Origin of the sequence: Labrys miyagiensis (assembly GCF_030160835.1) — a bacterium.
GTDB classification, from domain to species: domain Bacteria; phylum Pseudomonadota; class Alphaproteobacteria; order Rhizobiales; family Labraceae; genus Labrys; species Labrys miyagiensis.
In genome coordinates this window covers 1-16,312 of the sequence record NZ_BSPC01000036.1, presented here as the reverse complement: position 1 = coordinate 16,312, position 16,312 = coordinate 1, and the positions used below count along the sequence as shown (strand labels likewise).

The following is a 16,312-nucleotide window of genomic DNA, read 5'->3' as shown; positions in this document are numbered from 1 at the left end:
GAGCCGAGATGACCGAGACCGTGGACCTTTTCATCATTGGCGGTGGCATCAACGGCGCCGGCATCGCGCGCGACGCGGCCGGGCGTGGGCTCTCGGTGATGCTGTGCGAGAAGGACGACCTCGCCCAGGGCACCTCGTCCCGCTCGGGCAAGCTCGTGCATGGAGGCCTGCGCTATCTCGAATATTATGAGTTCCGCCTGGTGCGTGAGGCCCTGATCGAGCGCGAGGTGCTGCTCGCCAGCGCTCCCCACATCATCTGGCCGATGCGCTTCGTGCTGCCGCACAGCCCCGAGGACCGGCCGGCCTGGCTGGTGCGGCTTGGCCTCTTCCTCTACGACTACCTCGGCGGGCGCAAGCGCCTGCCCGGCACACGCACGCTCGACCTCCGCCGCGATCCGGAGGGCGCGCCGATCGAGGACCAGTTCACCAAGGGCTTCGAATATTCCGACTGCTGGGTTGACGATGCCAGGCTGGTCGCCCTCAACGCCGTCGATGCGGCCGAGCGCGGCGCCCGGATCTTCACCCGCACGGCCTGCACGAGCGCACGGCGCGAAGGGGATCTGTGGCGCGTCGAGATGACCGACACGCGCAACGGTGCCCGCACCACCGTGATGGCGCGCGCTTTGGTGAATGCCGGCGGGCCCTGGGTCAGCGACATCATCCAGCGCGTCGCCGGCGCCAACTCCACGCGCAAGGTGCGCCTGGTCAAGGGCAGCCACATCATCACCCCGAAATTCTGGGACGGCGCCAACGCCTATCTCGTGCAGAACCACGACAAGCGCGTGATCTTCATCAACCCCTATGAAGGCGACAAGGCGCTGATCGGCACCACCGACATCCCCTATGACGGCACACCGGAGAATGTCGCGATCGAAGAGACCGAGATCGACTATCTCCTCAAGACCGTGAACCGCTACTTCAAGCAGAAGCTGCGGCGCAGCGACGTGCTGCATTCCTTTTCCGGTGTGCGCCCGCTCTATGATGACGGGCAAGGCAACCCCTCCGCCGTGACGCGCGACTATGTCTTCGACCTCGACACCACCGGCGGGGCGCCGCTGCTCAACGTGTTCGGCGGCAAGATCACCACCTTCCGCAAGCTCGCCGAGCACGCGTTGCAGCGCCTGCAGCCGACCTTCCCCAAGATGGGTCCGGACTGGACGGCGACGGGCATCCTGCCTGGCGGTGAGATCGAGAAGGGCGACGTGCCCAAATTCCTCGACCGGCTGGCGACCCATTATCCCTGGCTGCCACGGGACCTCGCCCGCTACTACACCCGCACCTATGGCGCCCGCACCGCCAGGCTGATTGGCGGCGCCACCAGCCTCGCCGACCTCGGCCAATCTTTTGGTCCGCGCTTCTACGAGGCCGAGGTGCGCTACCTGATGGCGCAGGAATGGGCGGAGACGACAGAGGACATCCTCACCCGGCGCACCAAGCACGGCCTGCATATGAGCGAGGACCAGACGGCCGCCTTCGCCGCCTGGTTCGAGCGCCAGCCCGCCGATGCGGCGTGAGGGCAGCGTGTCATGGGCGCCGACCTAGTCGACGGATGCGCAGAATTGGAGTGTCGATCTCTAGCCCCTCTGGCCTGTCGAAGGGGCGGGATCGACACTCCCATCCCACGCCCCCACCACCCCTCGGAGCTCCCATGGGCCTGACCCTCTCCCTCAACACCAATCCCCTGGTCAACCGCTTCGCCGAGCCCGACGACCTCATCGACACCGTCGCGCATCGGCTGAAGATCCGCGACCTGCAGCTGACGCATGAGTTCATCAACCCGTCCTGGCCGGCGCCGGTGATCCGCCGGCTGACGCGGCAGATACAGGCGGCCCTCGCGCGCACCGGCGTGCGCGTGACCTCGGGCATGACCGGGCCTTATGGCCGGCTCAACCATTTCGGCCATCCCGACCGGGAAGTCCGGCGCTATTACATCGACTGGTTCAAGACCTTCGCCGACATCACGGCGGATCTCGGCGGCAGTTCGGTCGGCACGCAGTTCGCCATCTTCACCTACAAGGACTATGACGATCCCATACGGCGCGGGGAATTGATCCGGATCGCCATCGACTGCTGGGCCGAGGTGGCCGAGCACGCCAGGGCGGCGGGCCTTGCCTCTGTCTTCTGGGAACCGATGTCGATCGGCCGCGAGTTCGGCGAGACCATCGAAGCCTGTCTCGCTTTGCAGAAGCGCCTGACGGAAGCCGACATGGCCGTGCCGATGTGGATGATGGCCGATATCGACCACGGCGACGTCACCAGCGCCAATCCCGATGACTACGATCCCTATGCCTGGGCACGCGCCGTACCGCCGGTCTCGCCGATCATTCACATCAAGCAGTCGCTGATGGACAAGGGCGGGCATCGGCCCTTCACGGCGGAATTCAACGCCAGGGGACGCATCCAGCCCGAACCGCTGCTCGCGGCCTTAGCGGAGGGCGGGGCTGTAGACAATGAGATCTGCCTTGAGCTCTCCTTCAAGGAGCGCGAACCCAATGACCGGCAGGTGGTCGCGCAGATCGCCGAATCCATTGCCTTCTGGGCGCCGCATATCGATGCCGGCGTCGCCTCGCTGAACATTTGAGGAATCGGAGTGGCGCGCCTCTACCGGCAAGCCACCGCTCACGCTCTTTTCATCAGACCTTTCATTTTTTCCATTGCGTGTGTGATATAATATGTTAATTATCACTCTACTGGCGATGTTCATCACAACAATAAACCAGGCACGCCAGCCGAGGAAGCAATGGGTCTGTACGGTGCATATTGGATGATTGTCAGCCTGCCGGCGAAGGTGGAATTCCGCCTTGCGTGTGTTTGACGGGGCCCGGCGAGCATGACCAAGACCCCGTTCTGGATCGGCACGAGCTGGAAGATGAACAAGACCCTGGCTGAGGCGCAGGCCTTCGCCGAGGGTCTGATCGCCGCCGAGTCCGAGGTCGATCCCCGCATCCAGCGCTTCGTCATTCCGTCCTTCACCGCCGTGCGCGAGGTGAAGCGCTTGCTCGCCGCCACCACCGTGAGGGTCGGCGCGCAGAACATGCATTGGGATGACGAGGGCGCCTGGACCGGCGAGATCTCACCCGTGATGCTGGTCGATTGTGGCCTGGACCTAGTCGAGATCGGCCATTCGGAGCGGCGCGAACATTTCAGCGAGACGGACGAAACCGTCGGACTGAAGACCGCCGCAGCCGTGCGGCATGGCCTGATCCCGCTGATCTGCATCGGCGAGACGGCGAAGGACAAGGACAGCGGGCGGGCCGACGAGGTCCTTGAGAAGGAAGTGCGCGCCGCACTCGGCGCTCTGACGTCCAACCAGTTCGCCGCCCCCATGCTGCTGGCCTATGAGCCCATCTGGGCCATCGGCGAGCGCGGCGTGCCGGCCAGCGCCGACTATGCCGACGCGCGCCAGGCTCGCATCATTTCCGTAGCGGAAACAGTGCTGGGGCACCGGATTCCCTGCCTTTACGGCGGCTCCGTCAATGCTGACAACTGCACCGAACTGGCCGGCTGCCCTCACATCGACGGCCTCTTTATCGGCCGGTCGGCGTGGGACGTGACCGATTATCTCGGCATCCTCGCCCGCGTCGGCGAGGTGCTCTGAACGTTAGGTACAACTCATCTCTTCGTGAAAGGGGCGTATCATGAAACTCGCAATTGCCGGAGACAGCGCCGGAGACGGCCTCGCCCATATCCTGGCCGAGCATCTCAAGGGCCGCTTCGAGGTCACCGAGCTCTCCAAGGCGCCCGATGACGCCACCGAACTCTATGCCGACCTGTCCGACCGCGTCGCCTCGGGCGTGCTGAAGGGCGAGTATGACCGGGCGATCCTGGTCTGCGGCACCGGCATCGGCGTCTGCATCTCCGCCAACAAGGTGCCCGGCATCCGCGCCGCGCACTGCCACGACACCTATTCGGCCGAGCGCGCCGCGCTCTCCAACAACGCCCAGATCATCACCATGGGCTCGCGGGTGATCGGGCCGGAGCTCGCCAAGTCGATCGCCGAGGCCTACCTGGCCCAGACCTTCGACGAGAAAGGCCGCAGTGCCTCGAATGTCGCGGCCATCAACGGCCTCGACGCGAAATATCACGGCTGAGCGTCCGGCAGGCGGGACACCGATCGCCTTTCGGCGGAATTGCAGGCATGGCACTCGTAGTCTATTATAATTATCGCGCATTCTGGCTGCCTCATAACATAACTATATCGCAGCCGATCTCAGGGACCGGGAAACCACGAGGATGACGGCGGATACGCATAAACAGGCAAGGTCTCATACCGGACAGATGTCGTTGGGGCAGGCACGCCTACGCTTCACGGGCTCTTATACCGCCGGAATGTGCCAGATCGGCGCCGTTTTCGCTCGATTCTCCGTGTGCCATTCGCCAGACCTCCGCCAGACGCTTTCCAGCCCGAAGACAGCGCGCAGGTCGCTCGCCCGTGACTTTGGCCGCCTTTATCCGTCACGCAGTTTCTATCGCAACTATGAGATATCTAACGCGAAAATGGGTGTGATCTCTCACACAAGCGCGATGGTTGCAGCTTTTTTCATCTCTTCGCCGCCGGCCGGCAGCGCTTCCGCTTCCCTCCAGCCGCCCCGCGGCTGCCCAGCACAGGGGATTCTCCCATGAGCGTTTCCGCAAGCACACCCCTGAAACCACGCCGCAGGCCGGGCCTGCGCTGGGCGCTGGCCGGCGTCGCTGCCCTGGTTCTCATCGCTGCGATGGCTGCAAGCACCAAGGTCGTCGTCATCGGTTCGGCGGCCGACGTGCAGGCCGATGTGTTCTCGCCGGATGCCTTCGGCACCGCGCAGTTCCCGAAGATCCAGGCAGCCGTCGCCGACAAGGCCGTCGCGGCAGACGCCTTCGCCACCGCGGTCGCCGCCAACAAGGACGAGGCCGGCAAGAAATATGGCGTGCCCGGCAGCATCGGGCCGGAGATCTCGGTCAAGTTCACCGGCGTCGCCGGTCAGGGCAAATCCGGCATCTACAGCGTTACGGTGCCGGGCGTGCCCTCCGAGGTGCTGATCCGCGTGCAGACGGGTCCGGCGATCAACGGCACGGATATCCGCGATGCCACGGGCACGATTGCCTTCGGCCAGTTCACCAACCAGATCGAATACCAGAACGCCGGCTCCGCCCTGAACAGGGAGATGAAGAAGCAGGTCCTGTCGAAGATCGACAACTCCAACCTCACCGGCAAGACGCTTTCGGTCGTCGGCGTCTTCCAGCTCATCAATCCCAAGAGCTGGCTCGTCACGCCGGTCAGGCTGGAGGTCCAATGAGCGCCGTGGCCGAACAGCTCGCGGGTGGCGGCGAGACCGTGCTCGCCGCACGCAACGTTGCCAAGATCTATGGCAGCACCCATGCCCTCAAGGGGGTGAACTTCGATATTCATCGCGGCAAGGTCACTACCTTGTTCGGCGAGAATGGCGCTGGCAAGTCGACGCTGATGAAGATCCTCTCCGGGGTCGTCTCGCCGACCTCGGGCCAGATCGAGCTCGATGGCGAGGTCGTCTCCTTCGCCTCCTCGACCGACGCGCGCGACCGCGGCATCTCGATCATCCACCAGGAGCTGAGCCTCGCCCCCAATCTGAGCGTGCGCGACAACATCTTCATGGGGCGCGAGATCGTGACGCCGACCGGCGTCGATTTCGCCGAGGAAGCGCGCCAGGTCCGCGCCCTGATGAAGGAGCTGGCCGAGGATATCGATCCGCTGCAGCGGGTGGAGGAACTGCGCCTCGGGCAGCAGCAGATCGTCGAGATCGCCCGTGCCCTCTCGGTGAACTCGCGCATCCTGATCATGGACGAGCCGACCTCGGCGCTGAGCGCCAGCGAGGTCGAGATCCTGTTCAAGGTGATCCACGACCTCAAGCGGCGCGGCGTCTCGATCGTCTACATCTCCCATCATCTCGAGGAAGCGCTGCAGATCACCGATTTCGCCGTTGTCCTGCGCGACGGCGCCATCACCGCCGCCGCCCCGCGCAAGGACATCGATCTCGAATGGATCGTGCGCAACATGGTCGGCGAGAATTTCGACCTGGGCTCGGCGCCCACCGGCTATGCCTTCGGTGAGACCGCCCTTTCGATCCGCGACCTCTCGGTGGCCGACGCCTCGGGCTCCGGCTCGGTGGTGGACGGCCTGTCGCTCGACGTGAAGGCCGGCGAAATCGTCTGCATCTACGGGCTGATGGGCGCCGGCCGCACCGAAATGCTCGAATGCGTCGCCGGGCGCATGCCGAGGACCGGCGGCAGCATCTTCCTGGAAGGCCGGGACGTCTCAGATTTCAGCATCGCCGACCGCATCGAGCTCGGCCTCGCCTTGGTGCCGGAGGATCGCCAGCGCGATGGCCTGGTGCAGACGATGACGGTGGGTTCGAACCTCTCGCTCGCCAGCATCGGCAATTTCGTGCGCGGCCTCCTTCTCTCGTCGCCACGCGAGCACGCCTTGATCAGCCAGTCGATCCGCGACACCCACATCAAGACGACAGGCGGGGAGGCGGCCATCGGCTCACTCTCCGGCGGCAACCAGCAGAAGGTGGTGATTGGCAAGATCCTGGCCACCCACCCCCATGTGATCCTGCTGGACGAGCCGAGCCGCGGCATCGACATCGGCGCCAAGGCCGAGGTGTTCCGCATCCTCGCCGAACGTGCCACCCAAGGCCTCGCCGTGGTGTTTTCCACCTCGGAGGTCGCCGAGTGCCTCAGCATCGCGCACCGCATCATCGTGATGCGCCGCGGCAAGATATCCGCCGAATTCGGGTCCGACGTGACCAAGGAGCAGATCATGGCCGCCTCGGGCGAAGCCGTGGTCGTCGGTTGATCAAGAAGAACGGAGCCTGACCATGACCCAAGTCGGTCCCTCTCTCAAATCCAGCAGCACGGCCTCCGTCGCCGAGGGATTCGACATCGGCCGCCTGCTGCTCGAAGGGCGCGCCTTCTTCGCGCTGATCGCGATCATCGTCGTGTTCTCCTTCCTGTCGCCCTACTACTTCACCATCGCCAACTTCCTGACGATGGCCCAGCACGTCGCCATCTTTGGCATCCTGGCGGTCGGCATGCTCCTGGTCATCCTCAATGGCGGCATCGACCTCTCGGTCGGTTCGACCTTGGGCCTCTCCGGCGTGGTGGCGGGCTTCCTGATGCAGGGAGTCACGCTGCAATGGTTCGGCGTCATCCTCTATCCGCCGGTGTGGGTGGTCGCGGTGTTGTGCTGCGTGCTCGGCGCGCTGGTCGGCCTCGTCAACGGCGTGCTGATAGCCCGCTTCAAGGTGCCCGCCTTCGTCGCCACCCTCGGCGTGATGTATGTGGTGCGCGGCTTTGCGCTGCTGATGACCAACGGCCTCACCTACAACAATCTCGGCGGCAAGCCGGAACTGGGCAATACCGGCTTCGACTGGCTCGGCTTCAACCGCCTCGCCGGCGTGCCGATCGGCGTGATCGTGCTCTGCGTCATCGCCGTCCTCGTCAGTCTCGTGCTCAACCGCTCGCCCTTCGGCCGCTGGCTCTACGCCTCGGGCGGCAATGAGCGCGCCGCCGAGCTCTCAGGCGTGCCGGTCAAGATGGTGCAGGTCACCGTCTACATGCTCTCGGGCATCTGTGCGGCGATCGGCGGCCTCATCCTCTCCTCCCAGCTCACTTCGGCAGGCCCGACCGCCGGCACCAGCTATGAGCTCACCGCCATCGCGGCCGTGGTCATCGGCGGCGCGGCGCTCACCGGCGGGCGCGGTAATATCCGCGGCACGCTGCTCGGCGCCTTCGTCATCGGCTTCCTCTCCGATGGCCTCGTCATCATCGGCATCTCGTCCTACTGGCAGACGGTCTTCACCGGCGCGGTCATCGTGCTCGCGGTGCTGCTCAATGCCATCCAGTATCGCCGCCGCGTCAAGCGCCCGGCCACCGGCGGCCCAACCACTTCTCCCAAACAAGGGGGGTAATCGGCAATTCATCCCTTGAGAGAAGACGAGCGTAGCAACCCCGAATAATCACCCTAGAAGGAAATGTCCCAATGACGAGCAAGTCCAAGTTCCTGATGGCCGCCGCCGCCTTCGCCCTGACCCTCAGCGCCTCCAGCGCCTGGGCCGGTGGCCTGATCTCCATCATCGTCAACGATCCGGCCAACCCGTACTGGCTGACCGAGGGCAATGTCGCGGCTGCCACGGCCAAGAAGCTCGGCTATGACGCAAATGTCGCCGCCCACAAGGCCGACACCAATGTCGAGAGCAATTTGATCGACACCGCCATCACCAACAAGTCCGTCGCCATCATCCTCGACCCGGCCAACGCTTCGGGCTCGATCGGCGCCGTCAAGAAGGCCGTGGCCGCCAATATCCCGGTGTTCCTGGTCAATGCCGAGATCAACCAGGAAGGCCTCGCCAAGGGCCAGCTCGTCTCCAACAACGCCCAGGGCGCTGCCCTCGGCGCGCAGGAATGGGTGAAGCTCGTCGGCGAAAAGGGCAATTATGCCGAGTTGCTCGGCGCTCCCTCGGACAACAACGCGGCCACGCGTTCGAATGGCTACGAGACCGTGCTCAGCCAGTATTCCGACCTGAACAAGGCCGCTTCGCAGGTCGCCAACTGGGACCGCACCCAGGGTCACGACAAGATGCAGACCATGCTGCAGGCCAACCCGAACATCGTCGGCGTGATCAGCGGCAATGACGAGATGGCCCTCGGGGCGATCGCCGCGCTCAAGGAAGCTGGCAAGCTCTCCAGCATCAAGGTCGGCGGCTTCGACGGTTCGCCCGACGCTGTGGCCGCCATCAAGGCGGGCGAGCTGCAATACACCGTGCTTCAGCCGGTGGCGGTGTTCTCGCAGAAGGCGGTCGAGCAGGCCGATTCCTTCATCAAGACCGGCAAGACCGGCGCCGCCGCGGAGAAGCAGCTCTTCGATTGCGTCGTCATCAACAAGGACAACATCGACAAGTATTCGGCAGCCTTCACGCTGTCGAACTGATAGGATGAAGGGGGAGCGTGCTAAGCGCTCCCCCGCCCCCCGGCTTCCACCATAGAGGCCTGGCGCGATTGTCGGGTGTAAACCCAGCCCTGCCTTTCCAGCCCTTTGCGATCTCGATCATGGACGTGTTATCCGTCCAAGCGATTATGGTGCAGGCAAGATGAACACCCTCGAAGACGACGATCAGAGCGACGCCCCCCTGGGGCAGGAGCCCGTGCAGGGTGATTCCCGTCTGGCGCGCCAAGTCGCGCGGCGGCAGTCGATTACCGAGGCAGTGATGGCCGAAGGGTCGATGCGCATCGAGGACCTTGCGGAACGCTTCGGCATCAGCCTGATGACGGTGCATCGTGACCTCGACGAACTGGTTAGCCGCGGCATCCTGCGCAAGACGCGCGGCATCGCCTCTGCCGCGCCGACCAGCCTGATCGAATCGAGCGATGTCTATCGCTTCAGCCGGCAGCTGGCGGAGAAGAAGGCGATCGCGCTCGCCGCCATGCGCTTCGTCGAGCCGGGGCAGGCGATCTTCCTCGATGATTCCACCACCGTCCTGCAGATGGCTCACTATTTCCCCGCCAAGGTGCCGCTGACGGTGATCACCAACTCGCTGACCCTGATGAACGAGCTCAAGGGCATGCGCGACCTCACTTTGCTCGGGCTCGGTGGCCAGTATTACAACTGGTGCAACGCCTTCATGGGGCGCATGACCTCGCACGAGACGTCCTATCTGCGCGCCGATACGCTGTTCATGTCGATGTCCGCCATCACCGACGACATCGTCTTCCACCAGTTCCTGGAGATGGTGGACACCAAGCGCGCAATGTTCGATTCGGCCTCCACGCGCATCCTGCTCGCCGACCACACCAAGTTCGACCGCCGCGCCTTGCACGGCTTCGGCCCGCTGACCAATTTCGACATCGTCATCGTCGACGACGGCACCCCGGCCGTGCATCTCGACCGCATGCGAGCCAAGGGCATCAACGTCGTGGTAGCCCCGACGAAGGGTGTGGAGGGGGCGTAGGGGTGGAGTGGCAGTCTTCTGCTGTCACCACCCTCAGCGACAGGCTCGATGTCTACAGGACGAGCCAGGACGTCATTCCGGCTGGAGCGAAGCGGAACGCCGGAATCCATGAACACAGGCGTTGACGGGAGAGGCGATCGCTTATCCTGCAGCGTCAATGTTCTTGGATTCCGGCGTTCCGCTTCGCTCCAGCCGGAATGACGGCGGCGTTCTTATGACCCCACGACACCCTCATAGAGATCACTCCAATCGGGATTCTCCCTTTCGATCAGTTCGATCTTCCAATCCCGATGCCATTTCTTCAGTTGCTTCTCACGATAAATCGCCATGCCGATCTCGTCGTATTCCTCGTACCAGACAAGGCGGATGACGTTATATTTGGAGGTAAAGCCTTTGTAGTGCTTGTTCTTGTGCTGCCAGACACGTTTGGTGAGATCGCTGGTGACGCCGAGATAGAGCGTGCCATGCTTGCGGCTGGCGAGCATGTAAACCCAGGAACGACGTCCATCCACGTTCAAGCACCTGGAGTTCGGACCTGGAATTCAACGCCAAGTCGGTCTCAATAGAGCATACCCTTGCCGCTTCGTCATTCCGGCCGAAGAGCCGGAATCCATGAACATTGCCATTGCCGGATACACGCTCCCCACGTCGCCTCTTTCCTCAGCCCCTGTGTTCATGGATTCCGGCGTTCCGCTTCGCTTCAGCCGGAATGACGGTGGTGGTGCCCTCCCAGGCCTCGCCGCACACTCTCGCGTTGCCAAGAATGTTACAACATCATATTCGTAACACTTAATTTCGTGACATTCCCATTATTTTATGTTCATTTCTCTCATGTCCCACCCATGACAGGGAAGCGTTGGCCATGCCCAGCCTGCTCGGTATCGACAACGGCCTCACGGTGACCAAGGCGGTGATCTTCGATGCGGATGGCAGCCAGCTTTCGGTGGCGCGCCGGCGTGTGCCGCAGTCGATGCCGGCGCCGCGCTTCGTCGAGCGCGACATGGCGGGCCTGTGGCGGGCGACGGCGGAGGCAATCCGCGAGGCCATCGCCCTCAGCGGCAGGCCGGCCGAGGATATCAAGGCCGTGGCGGCGACGGCGCATGGCGACGGCGTCTACCTCCTCGATGCCGAGCGCCGGCCGCTCGCGCCCGGCATCCTCTCGCTCGACAGCCGCGCCGGGGCGGTGATCGACAGATGGGAGAAGGAGGGTCTGTTCGAGCAGGCGCTCGCCGAGACCGGGCAGATGCCGCATGTCTCGGCACCCTCGGCCCTGCTGGCCTGGTTCAAGGAGAACCAGCCCGAACGTTACGCGAAGATCGCTTATGTCCTCGCCTGCAAGGATTGGCTGCGCTTCTGCCTCACCGGCACGGTCGGCACCGACAGGACAGAGGCGAGCACCTCCTTCACCAATGTCCACAGCCAGGACTATTCGCCCGAGGCGCTACGCCTCTACGGCCTCGAGGCGCTGGCACCAGCGCTACCGCAAATCAGCCATTCCGCCGAGATCGTCGGGGAGGTGACGGCCAAGGCCGCCGAACTGACCGGGCTTGCCAAGGGCACGCCAGTCGCCAGCGGGCTGCATGACGTCACCGCCTCGGCGCTCGGCATCAGCGGGCATGAGGACGATGTCGTCAGCATCGTCGCCGGCACCTATTCGATCAATGAGGTGGTCTCGCCGGCGCCCAAGCTCGATGGGCGCTGGTTCTGCCGCAATGCCATCGCGCCCGGGCGCTGGAACAACATGTCGATCTCGCCGGCCTCGGCCGCCAATTACGACTGGTTCCTCGATACGCTCTGCCGCGGCGACCAGGCCGAGGCCTCCTCCGTTGGCGCCTCCATCCACGCCCGGCTCGGACCAGAGATCGACGCAGCCCTGAAGCGGCCTTCGACCCTCCTGTTCCATCCCTATCTGTTCGGCTCGCCCTTCGGCAATCTCGCCAGCGCCAGCTTTGTCGGCCTTCACGGCTGGCACGATCGCGGCGACATGCTGAAGGCCGTGCTCGAAGGCATCGTGTTCAACCACCGCTACCATGTCGAGGCGCTCCGCCAGGGCTTTGCCTGCCGGGAGGTCCGCCTCACCGGCGGCGTGTCGCGCAACGCCGCCTTCGCCCAGATGTTCGCCGACGCGCTGAACCTGCCGGTGACCGTCGCCGACGTCGACGAGGCGGCGGCCTTCGGTGCGGCGCTCTGTGCGGGTGCGGCAGTCGGCCTGTTTTCCTCGCCCCAGGAAGGCGCCCGAGCCATGGTCGCCAAGGCCCATGTCTTCGAACCTGATCCGGCTCGCAGCAGGCTTTATGACGAGCGTTACGCCATCTATGCCGGCATCGCCGAAGCCCTCAAGCCGCATTGGGCCAGGCTCGAAAGCCTGGGGTATCAGGCATGAGCAAGACAGAGGATCGGCGCCAGGACATCGCCGACTATGTGATGCGCCACGGCCAAGTCCGCATCGAGGATCTGGTCAGCCATTTCGGCGTGTCGCGCATGACCATCCACCGGCATGTCGACCTGTTGGCGCAGCAGGGCATCATCCGCAAGCTCCATGGCATGGTCACAGTGCTGCCCTCAGGCGTCTATGAGAGCAGCTTCCGCTATCGCCAGGGCATCGGGCGGGCGGAAAAGGAGGCGCTGGCCCGAGCCGCCCTCGCTCATGTCGAGGCCGGACAAGTCGTCATGCTCGATGACTCCTCCACTGCCGGATCGACCGCGCCGCTCCTGGCCGAGGTCAAGCCGCTGACCGTGATCACCAACTCGGTCCATGCCGGCGCTGTGCTGATGGAAGCTGGGGACGTCGATTTCATCTGCCTCGGCGGCCAGTATCACCCGACCTACAATGCCTATATCGGCCTGCTCTGCGAGAACGCCATCGCCGGGCTCCGGGCCAACCTGCTGATCTGCTCGGCCTCGGCCGTTTCCGGCGGCGCGGCCTATATCCAGGATCAGCATGTCGTGCGGGTGAAGCAGGCGATGATGCGGGCCTGCGCAAAGCGGATCCTGCTGCTGGAGGCCGCCAAGTTCGACAAGATCGCCCTGCACGCCCTCGCCGACCTCAGCGCCTTCGACGCCGTGCTGGTCACCGACGGCCTTCCCGCGGCGATCGCCGACCAGCTTCAGGAAGCCGGCGTGCGGCTTCAGATCGTCAAGACGGTGACAGCATGAGCGAGACGATGAAGGACGGTCCCAGTGTAGCGGAACACGCAGCGACACTGGCGCAATCGGGCGCCATCGACGTCGTCATCCTCGGCGCCGGCATCAACGGCGCCAGCCTCTTCCGCGACCTCAGCGCCCAGGGCGTCAACTGCATGCTTGTCGACAAGGGCGATTTCGGCTCCGGCACCAGCGCCGCGCCCTCGCGCCTGATCCATGGCGGGCTGAAATATCTCGAAACCGGCGAGTTCGGCCTGGTGGCGCAGTCCACATTGGAGCGCAATCTCCTGCTCCGGAACGCGCCGCATTGCGTCACGCCGCTGCCGACGGTCATCCCGATCTTCTCCTGGACCAAGGGCATCGGCGCGGCGCTGCGTACGCTGTTCGGCTCCAAGAGCGCCCCCCGCAGTCGCGGCGCTCTGCTGATCAAGGCGGGCCTGGCGATCTACGACTATTACGGCTCGCGCAACCGCGTGATGCCGCGCCACCGCATGGTCGGCCGGCGCACGGCGCTGAGCGAAATGCCGGCGCTCACCCCCTCGATCGTAGCGACGGGCACCTATTACGACGCCAAGGTCAGCCTGCCCGAGCGCCTGGTCTACGAACTCGTCGCCGATGGAATGGCAGCCAATCCCGGCTCGGCGGCGCTCAACTACACCGATCTCGTTTCCTCGGCGGACGGCACGCTCACCTTCAAGCCGCAGTCGGGTGGTGCGCCCTTCTCACTGCGGCCGAAGCTGGTGGTCAATGCCGCCGGGCCCTGGATCGACCATGTGAACACGGCCCTCGGCACGCCCTCCAGGATGATTGGCGGCACCAAGGGCTCGCATATCCTGCTCAGGCACGACGAGCTCATCAAGGCGCTCAAGGGGCAGATGATCTATTTCGAGGCCGATGACGGGCGCATCTGCCTGGTCTACGATTATCTCGGCCTCGCCCTTGTCGGCTCCACCGACATTCCCGCCGACAATCCCGACACGGTGAAAGCCGACCAGGCGGAGATCGACTATCTCATCGCCAGCCTGCGCTCGCTGCTGCCGGGTCTGCAGTTCGATCACTCCCAGATCGTCTATGCCTATGCCGGCATCCGGCCGCTGCCGGCCTCGAATGCCGCGGTGCCGGGCCTGATCAGCCGCGACCATTCCGCGCCGGTGCTGGAACCGGAGGGGACGCGCCCCTTCCCGATCATCTCGCTCGTCGGTGGCAAGTGGACGACCTTTCGCGGCTTTGCCGAGGAGGTCGCCGACAGCGTGCTCAAGCGCCTCGGCAGGAGCCGCAAGGTCAGCACCAGGACGCTGGCGATCGGCGGCGGCAGGGATTACCCGTCCGATGCCGCCGCCCGCGCCGACTGGCTCGGCAAGGCGGTTGGAGCATCCGGCCTGCCACGCGAGCGCCTGGAAACCCTGTTTGCCCGCTACGGTACCACCGCCCTGCCGGTCGCCCTCCATTGCGCCGCCAGTAGTCGAGGCGAGGAGACGCTGCAGGCCAGCTCCTACAGCCTCGCGGAGATCGAGTACATAGCCGGCAAAGAGCATGTCGGGCATCTCGCCGACATCGTGATGCGGCGCACGGCGCTCGCCATCACCGGCTCGCTCACCCGGCATGACCTCGAAGTCATCGCCCGCGTGGCCGGCGAGGTGCTGGGCTGGGGGGTGGAGCGTATCACCACTGAGGTGGAGAGCGTCGTCAGCCAACTGAGCGAGCGGAACCTGCTAAAGATTGCGTAGAGACGCGCACCCATAGCCTGGGGAGGCGTACCAAACACGGAGTGGCGGTCTCCGACCGCCATTTTGGAACCGCGGCACTTGCAGGAAAGGCAGATGGCGGTCGGAGACCGCCACTCCAAAGAAAGCTGTCGCCAACCGAACGGAGGGCGCGATACTTCCAACCCCATCGCAATTCGAGGTCCCCCATGCCGCTTGATCCAGCCCAGATCGAAACCCTGTCCGGGATTTCCACCGCGACCCTGACCACGGTCCTGCTCAAGAAGGGCCTGCGCAATGTCTGGATGCGCGGCACCAAGCCGCTCCGCGCCGGACAGCCACGCATCGTCGGGCCGGCCTTCACCCTGCGCTTCGTGCCGGCACGTGAGGACCTCGCCACGCCCGCGAGTTGGGCCTCGCCCACCTCGACCCGCGCCGCCATCGAGGCAATGCCGGAGGGCGTTGTCGCCGTGGTCGATGCCATGGGCATAGAGGATGCCGGCATCTTCGGCGACATCCTGTGCGGGCGCATGCAGAAGCGCGGCGTCGCCGCACTCATCACCGACGGCGTGGTGCGCGATGCCGCCGGTGTGCTGCAGACAGGGCTGCCCGTCTGGTGCAACGGCGTTGCCGCCCCGCCGTCGGTGGCCGGCCTCACCTTCGTCGGCTGGCAGCAGCCGATCGGCTGCGGCGGCGTCGCCGTGTTCCCGGACGATGTGGTGGTGACCGACGATGACGGCGCCGTGGTGATCCCGGCGGCCTTCCTCGGCGAAGTGCTGGCGGAGGCGCCGGAGCAGGAGCGGGCGGAAGCCTGGATCATGAAGCAGGTGGAGGCGGGGGCTGCCCTGCCGGGACTCTACCCGATGAACGCCGAGACCAAGGCGCGGTATGAGCAGGCGAAGGAGGATGGCGAGGCTTGATGTGGAATACGGTCGGGCGAGATGAGACAATCGAGAACAAAGCGAGCCGATTGCGCCCCCTCGCCCCGTTCTTACGGGGAGAGGATAAAGGTGAGGGGCAGCGCAACGTCAGCAGAAATCGATTCTTGATCTCACGCCAAGGAAGTAACTGAAGTCCGCACTTCATAGTTTCCACGACTTTTGTCCTTCGAAACATCGATCTCACAAGCCTGCGCAGCCCCTTGTATCTGCAGGAATGATTTGATGCACGATAGAAGCGACGAGCCCAAGGACCGATGGCCATCGGTCCTTGGGCGCGGCGAAGTCGCCCGTAGCCCCTCAGGATACAACCGAAGGTGAGCCTGGGATCTTCGCCGTTGTCACGCACGACCGAACAGTCGCTGGATTTCAATCGTACGAACAAGGCAGGTTACCGTGGCACGGATTATTTGTGGAGTGGATGTTTCGAAGCCCTGGCTGGATGCCAATGTGGCTGTTGGGAATGAGGTGTTCAGCCAGCGTTTTTCCAATGATGGGGAGGGAGTTGGGTGTCTGGCGGAGTTTTGCCGAAAGCATGGTGCCGAACTGGTGGTGATGGAAG

General features: G+C 64.5%; 14 protein-coding genes. 13 read left to right on the top strand and 1 reads right to left on the bottom strand.

The features are described 5' to 3' along the window. Positions 1-8: 8 nt before the first annotated feature. From QQL24_RS19385 to QQL24_RS19345, 9 genes are all read left to right on the top strand, one after another. Entirely contained in the window at positions 9-1,514 is a 1,506-nt protein-coding gene (locus QQL24_RS19385) for a glycerol-3-phosphate dehydrogenase (RefSeq protein WP_284313944.1), read from the top strand. Positions 1,515-1,648: 134 nt separating this feature from the next. After that, positions 1,649-2,581: a sugar phosphate isomerase/epimerase family protein gene (locus QQL24_RS19380; protein ID WP_284313943.1), complete on the top strand. Its 933-nt coding sequence runs from the start codon at positions 1,649-1,651 to the stop codon at positions 2,579-2,581. Between the two features lie 249 nt (positions 2,582-2,830). Continuing rightward, positions 2,831-3,598 carry a triose-phosphate isomerase gene (locus tag QQL24_RS19375; RefSeq protein ID WP_284313942.1) on the top strand — a complete coding sequence of 256 codons (768 nt, stop codon included), beginning with the start codon at positions 2,831-2,833 and terminating at the stop codon, positions 3,596-3,598. Between the two features lie 40 nt (positions 3,599-3,638). After that, positions 3,639-4,091, top strand: coding sequence for a D-erythrulose-4-phosphate isomerase (gene derI, locus QQL24_RS19370; RefSeq protein WP_284313941.1), 453 nt, complete (start codon positions 3,639-3,641; stop codon positions 4,089-4,091). Between the two features lie 528 nt (positions 4,092-4,619). Continuing rightward, positions 4,620-5,276, top strand: coding sequence for a DUF2291 family protein (locus QQL24_RS19365; protein ID WP_284313940.1), 657 nt, complete (start codon positions 4,620-4,622; stop codon positions 5,274-5,276). Next, on the top strand, positions 5,273-6,814 hold the full coding sequence (locus tag QQL24_RS19360; RefSeq protein WP_284313939.1) for a sugar ABC transporter ATP-binding protein: 1,542 nt from the start codon (positions 5,273-5,275) through the stop codon (positions 6,812-6,814). Before QQL24_RS19365 ends, QQL24_RS19360 begins: the two co-directional genes overlap by 4 nt. A 22-nt stretch (positions 6,815-6,836) precedes the next feature. Continuing rightward, positions 6,837-7,928: an ABC transporter permease gene (locus QQL24_RS19355; RefSeq protein WP_284313938.1), complete on the top strand. Its 1,092-nt coding sequence runs from the start codon at positions 6,837-6,839 to the stop codon at positions 7,926-7,928. A gap of 71 nt (positions 7,929-7,999) precedes the next feature. Further along, entirely contained in the window at positions 8,000-8,947 is a 948-nt protein-coding gene (locus QQL24_RS19350) for a D-ribose ABC transporter substrate-binding protein (RefSeq protein WP_284313937.1), read from the top strand. Between the two features lie 160 nt (positions 8,948-9,107). Further along, complete coding sequence (locus QQL24_RS19345; protein WP_431310718.1) at positions 9,108-9,965, top strand: DeoR/GlpR family DNA-binding transcription regulator; 858 nt, start codon at positions 9,108-9,110, stop codon at positions 9,963-9,965. 212 nt (positions 9,966-10,177) lie between these two features. Here the strand turns inward: QQL24_RS19345 and QQL24_RS19340 are convergent, their stop codons facing one another. Beyond that, entirely contained in the window at positions 10,178-10,450 is a 273-nt protein-coding gene (locus QQL24_RS19340) for a GIY-YIG nuclease family protein (RefSeq protein WP_284313991.1), read from the bottom strand. Between the two features lie 377 nt (positions 10,451-10,827). On the opposite strand from QQL24_RS19340, the gene QQL24_RS19335 reads away from it, so the two are divergent. The 4 genes from QQL24_RS19335 (at position 10,828) to QQL24_RS19320 (ending at position 15,732) form a co-directional block, all read left to right on the top strand. Beyond that, a complete protein-coding gene (locus QQL24_RS19335; protein WP_284313936.1) occupies positions 10,828-12,348 on the top strand; it encodes an FGGY-family carbohydrate kinase in 1,521 nt (506 codons plus the stop codon). Next, positions 12,345-13,121, top strand: a complete 777-nt coding sequence (locus QQL24_RS19330) for a DeoR/GlpR family DNA-binding transcription regulator (protein ID WP_284313935.1) — start codon at positions 12,345-12,347, stop codon at positions 13,119-13,121. Before QQL24_RS19335 ends, QQL24_RS19330 begins: the two co-directional genes overlap by 4 nt. Positions 13,122-13,129: 8 nt before the next feature. Then, positions 13,130-14,836, top strand: coding sequence for a glycerol-3-phosphate dehydrogenase/oxidase (locus QQL24_RS19325; protein WP_284313990.1), 1,707 nt, complete (start codon positions 13,130-13,132; stop codon positions 14,834-14,836). A gap of 185 nt (positions 14,837-15,021) precedes the next feature. Beyond that, on the top strand, positions 15,022-15,732 hold the full coding sequence (locus QQL24_RS19320) for a ribonuclease activity regulator RraA (protein WP_284313934.1): 711 nt from the start codon (positions 15,022-15,024) through the stop codon (positions 15,730-15,732). Positions 15,733-16,312: the final 580 nt, after the last annotated feature.

Excerpts from the sequence above, each read along its gene's own strand:
- QQL24_RS19385 (WP_284313944.1), top strand. The coding sequence starts at position 9 with ATGACCGAGACCGTGGACCTTTTCATCATTGGCGGTGGCATCAACGGC.
- QQL24_RS19380 (WP_284313943.1), top strand. The coding sequence starts at position 1,649 with ATGGGCCTGACCCTCTCCCTCAACACCAATCCCCTGGTCAACCGCTTC.
- QQL24_RS19375 (WP_284313942.1), top strand. The coding sequence starts at position 2,831 with ATGACCAAGACCCCGTTCTGGATCGGCACGAGCTGGAAGATGAACAAG.
- derI (WP_284313941.1), top strand. The coding sequence starts at position 3,639 with ATGAAACTCGCAATTGCCGGAGACAGCGCCGGAGACGGCCTCGCCCAT.
- QQL24_RS19365 (WP_284313940.1), top strand. The coding sequence starts at position 4,620 with ATGAGCGTTTCCGCAAGCACACCCCTGAAACCACGCCGCAGGCCGGGC.
- QQL24_RS19360 (WP_284313939.1), top strand. The coding sequence starts at position 5,273 with ATGAGCGCCGTGGCCGAACAGCTCGCGGGTGGCGGCGAGACCGTGCTC.
- QQL24_RS19355 (WP_284313938.1), top strand. The coding sequence starts at position 6,837 with ATGACCCAAGTCGGTCCCTCTCTCAAATCCAGCAGCACGGCCTCCGTC.
- QQL24_RS19350 (WP_284313937.1), top strand. The coding sequence starts at position 8,000 with ATGACGAGCAAGTCCAAGTTCCTGATGGCCGCCGCCGCCTTCGCCCTG.
- QQL24_RS19345 (WP_431310718.1), top strand. The coding sequence starts at position 9,108 with ATGAACACCCTCGAAGACGACGATCAGAGCGACGCCCCCCTGGGGCAG.
- QQL24_RS19340 (WP_284313991.1), bottom strand. The coding sequence starts at position 10,450 with ATGCTCGCCAGCCGCAAGCATGGCACGCTCTATCTCGGCGTCACCAGC.
- QQL24_RS19335 (WP_284313936.1), top strand. The coding sequence starts at position 10,828 with ATGCCCAGCCTGCTCGGTATCGACAACGGCCTCACGGTGACCAAGGCG.
- QQL24_RS19330 (WP_284313935.1), top strand. The coding sequence starts at position 12,345 with ATGAGCAAGACAGAGGATCGGCGCCAGGACATCGCCGACTATGTGATG.
- QQL24_RS19325 (WP_284313990.1), top strand. The coding sequence starts at position 13,130 with ATGAAGGACGGTCCCAGTGTAGCGGAACACGCAGCGACACTGGCGCAA.
- QQL24_RS19320 (WP_284313934.1), top strand. The coding sequence starts at position 15,022 with ATGCCGCTTGATCCAGCCCAGATCGAAACCCTGTCCGGGATTTCCACC.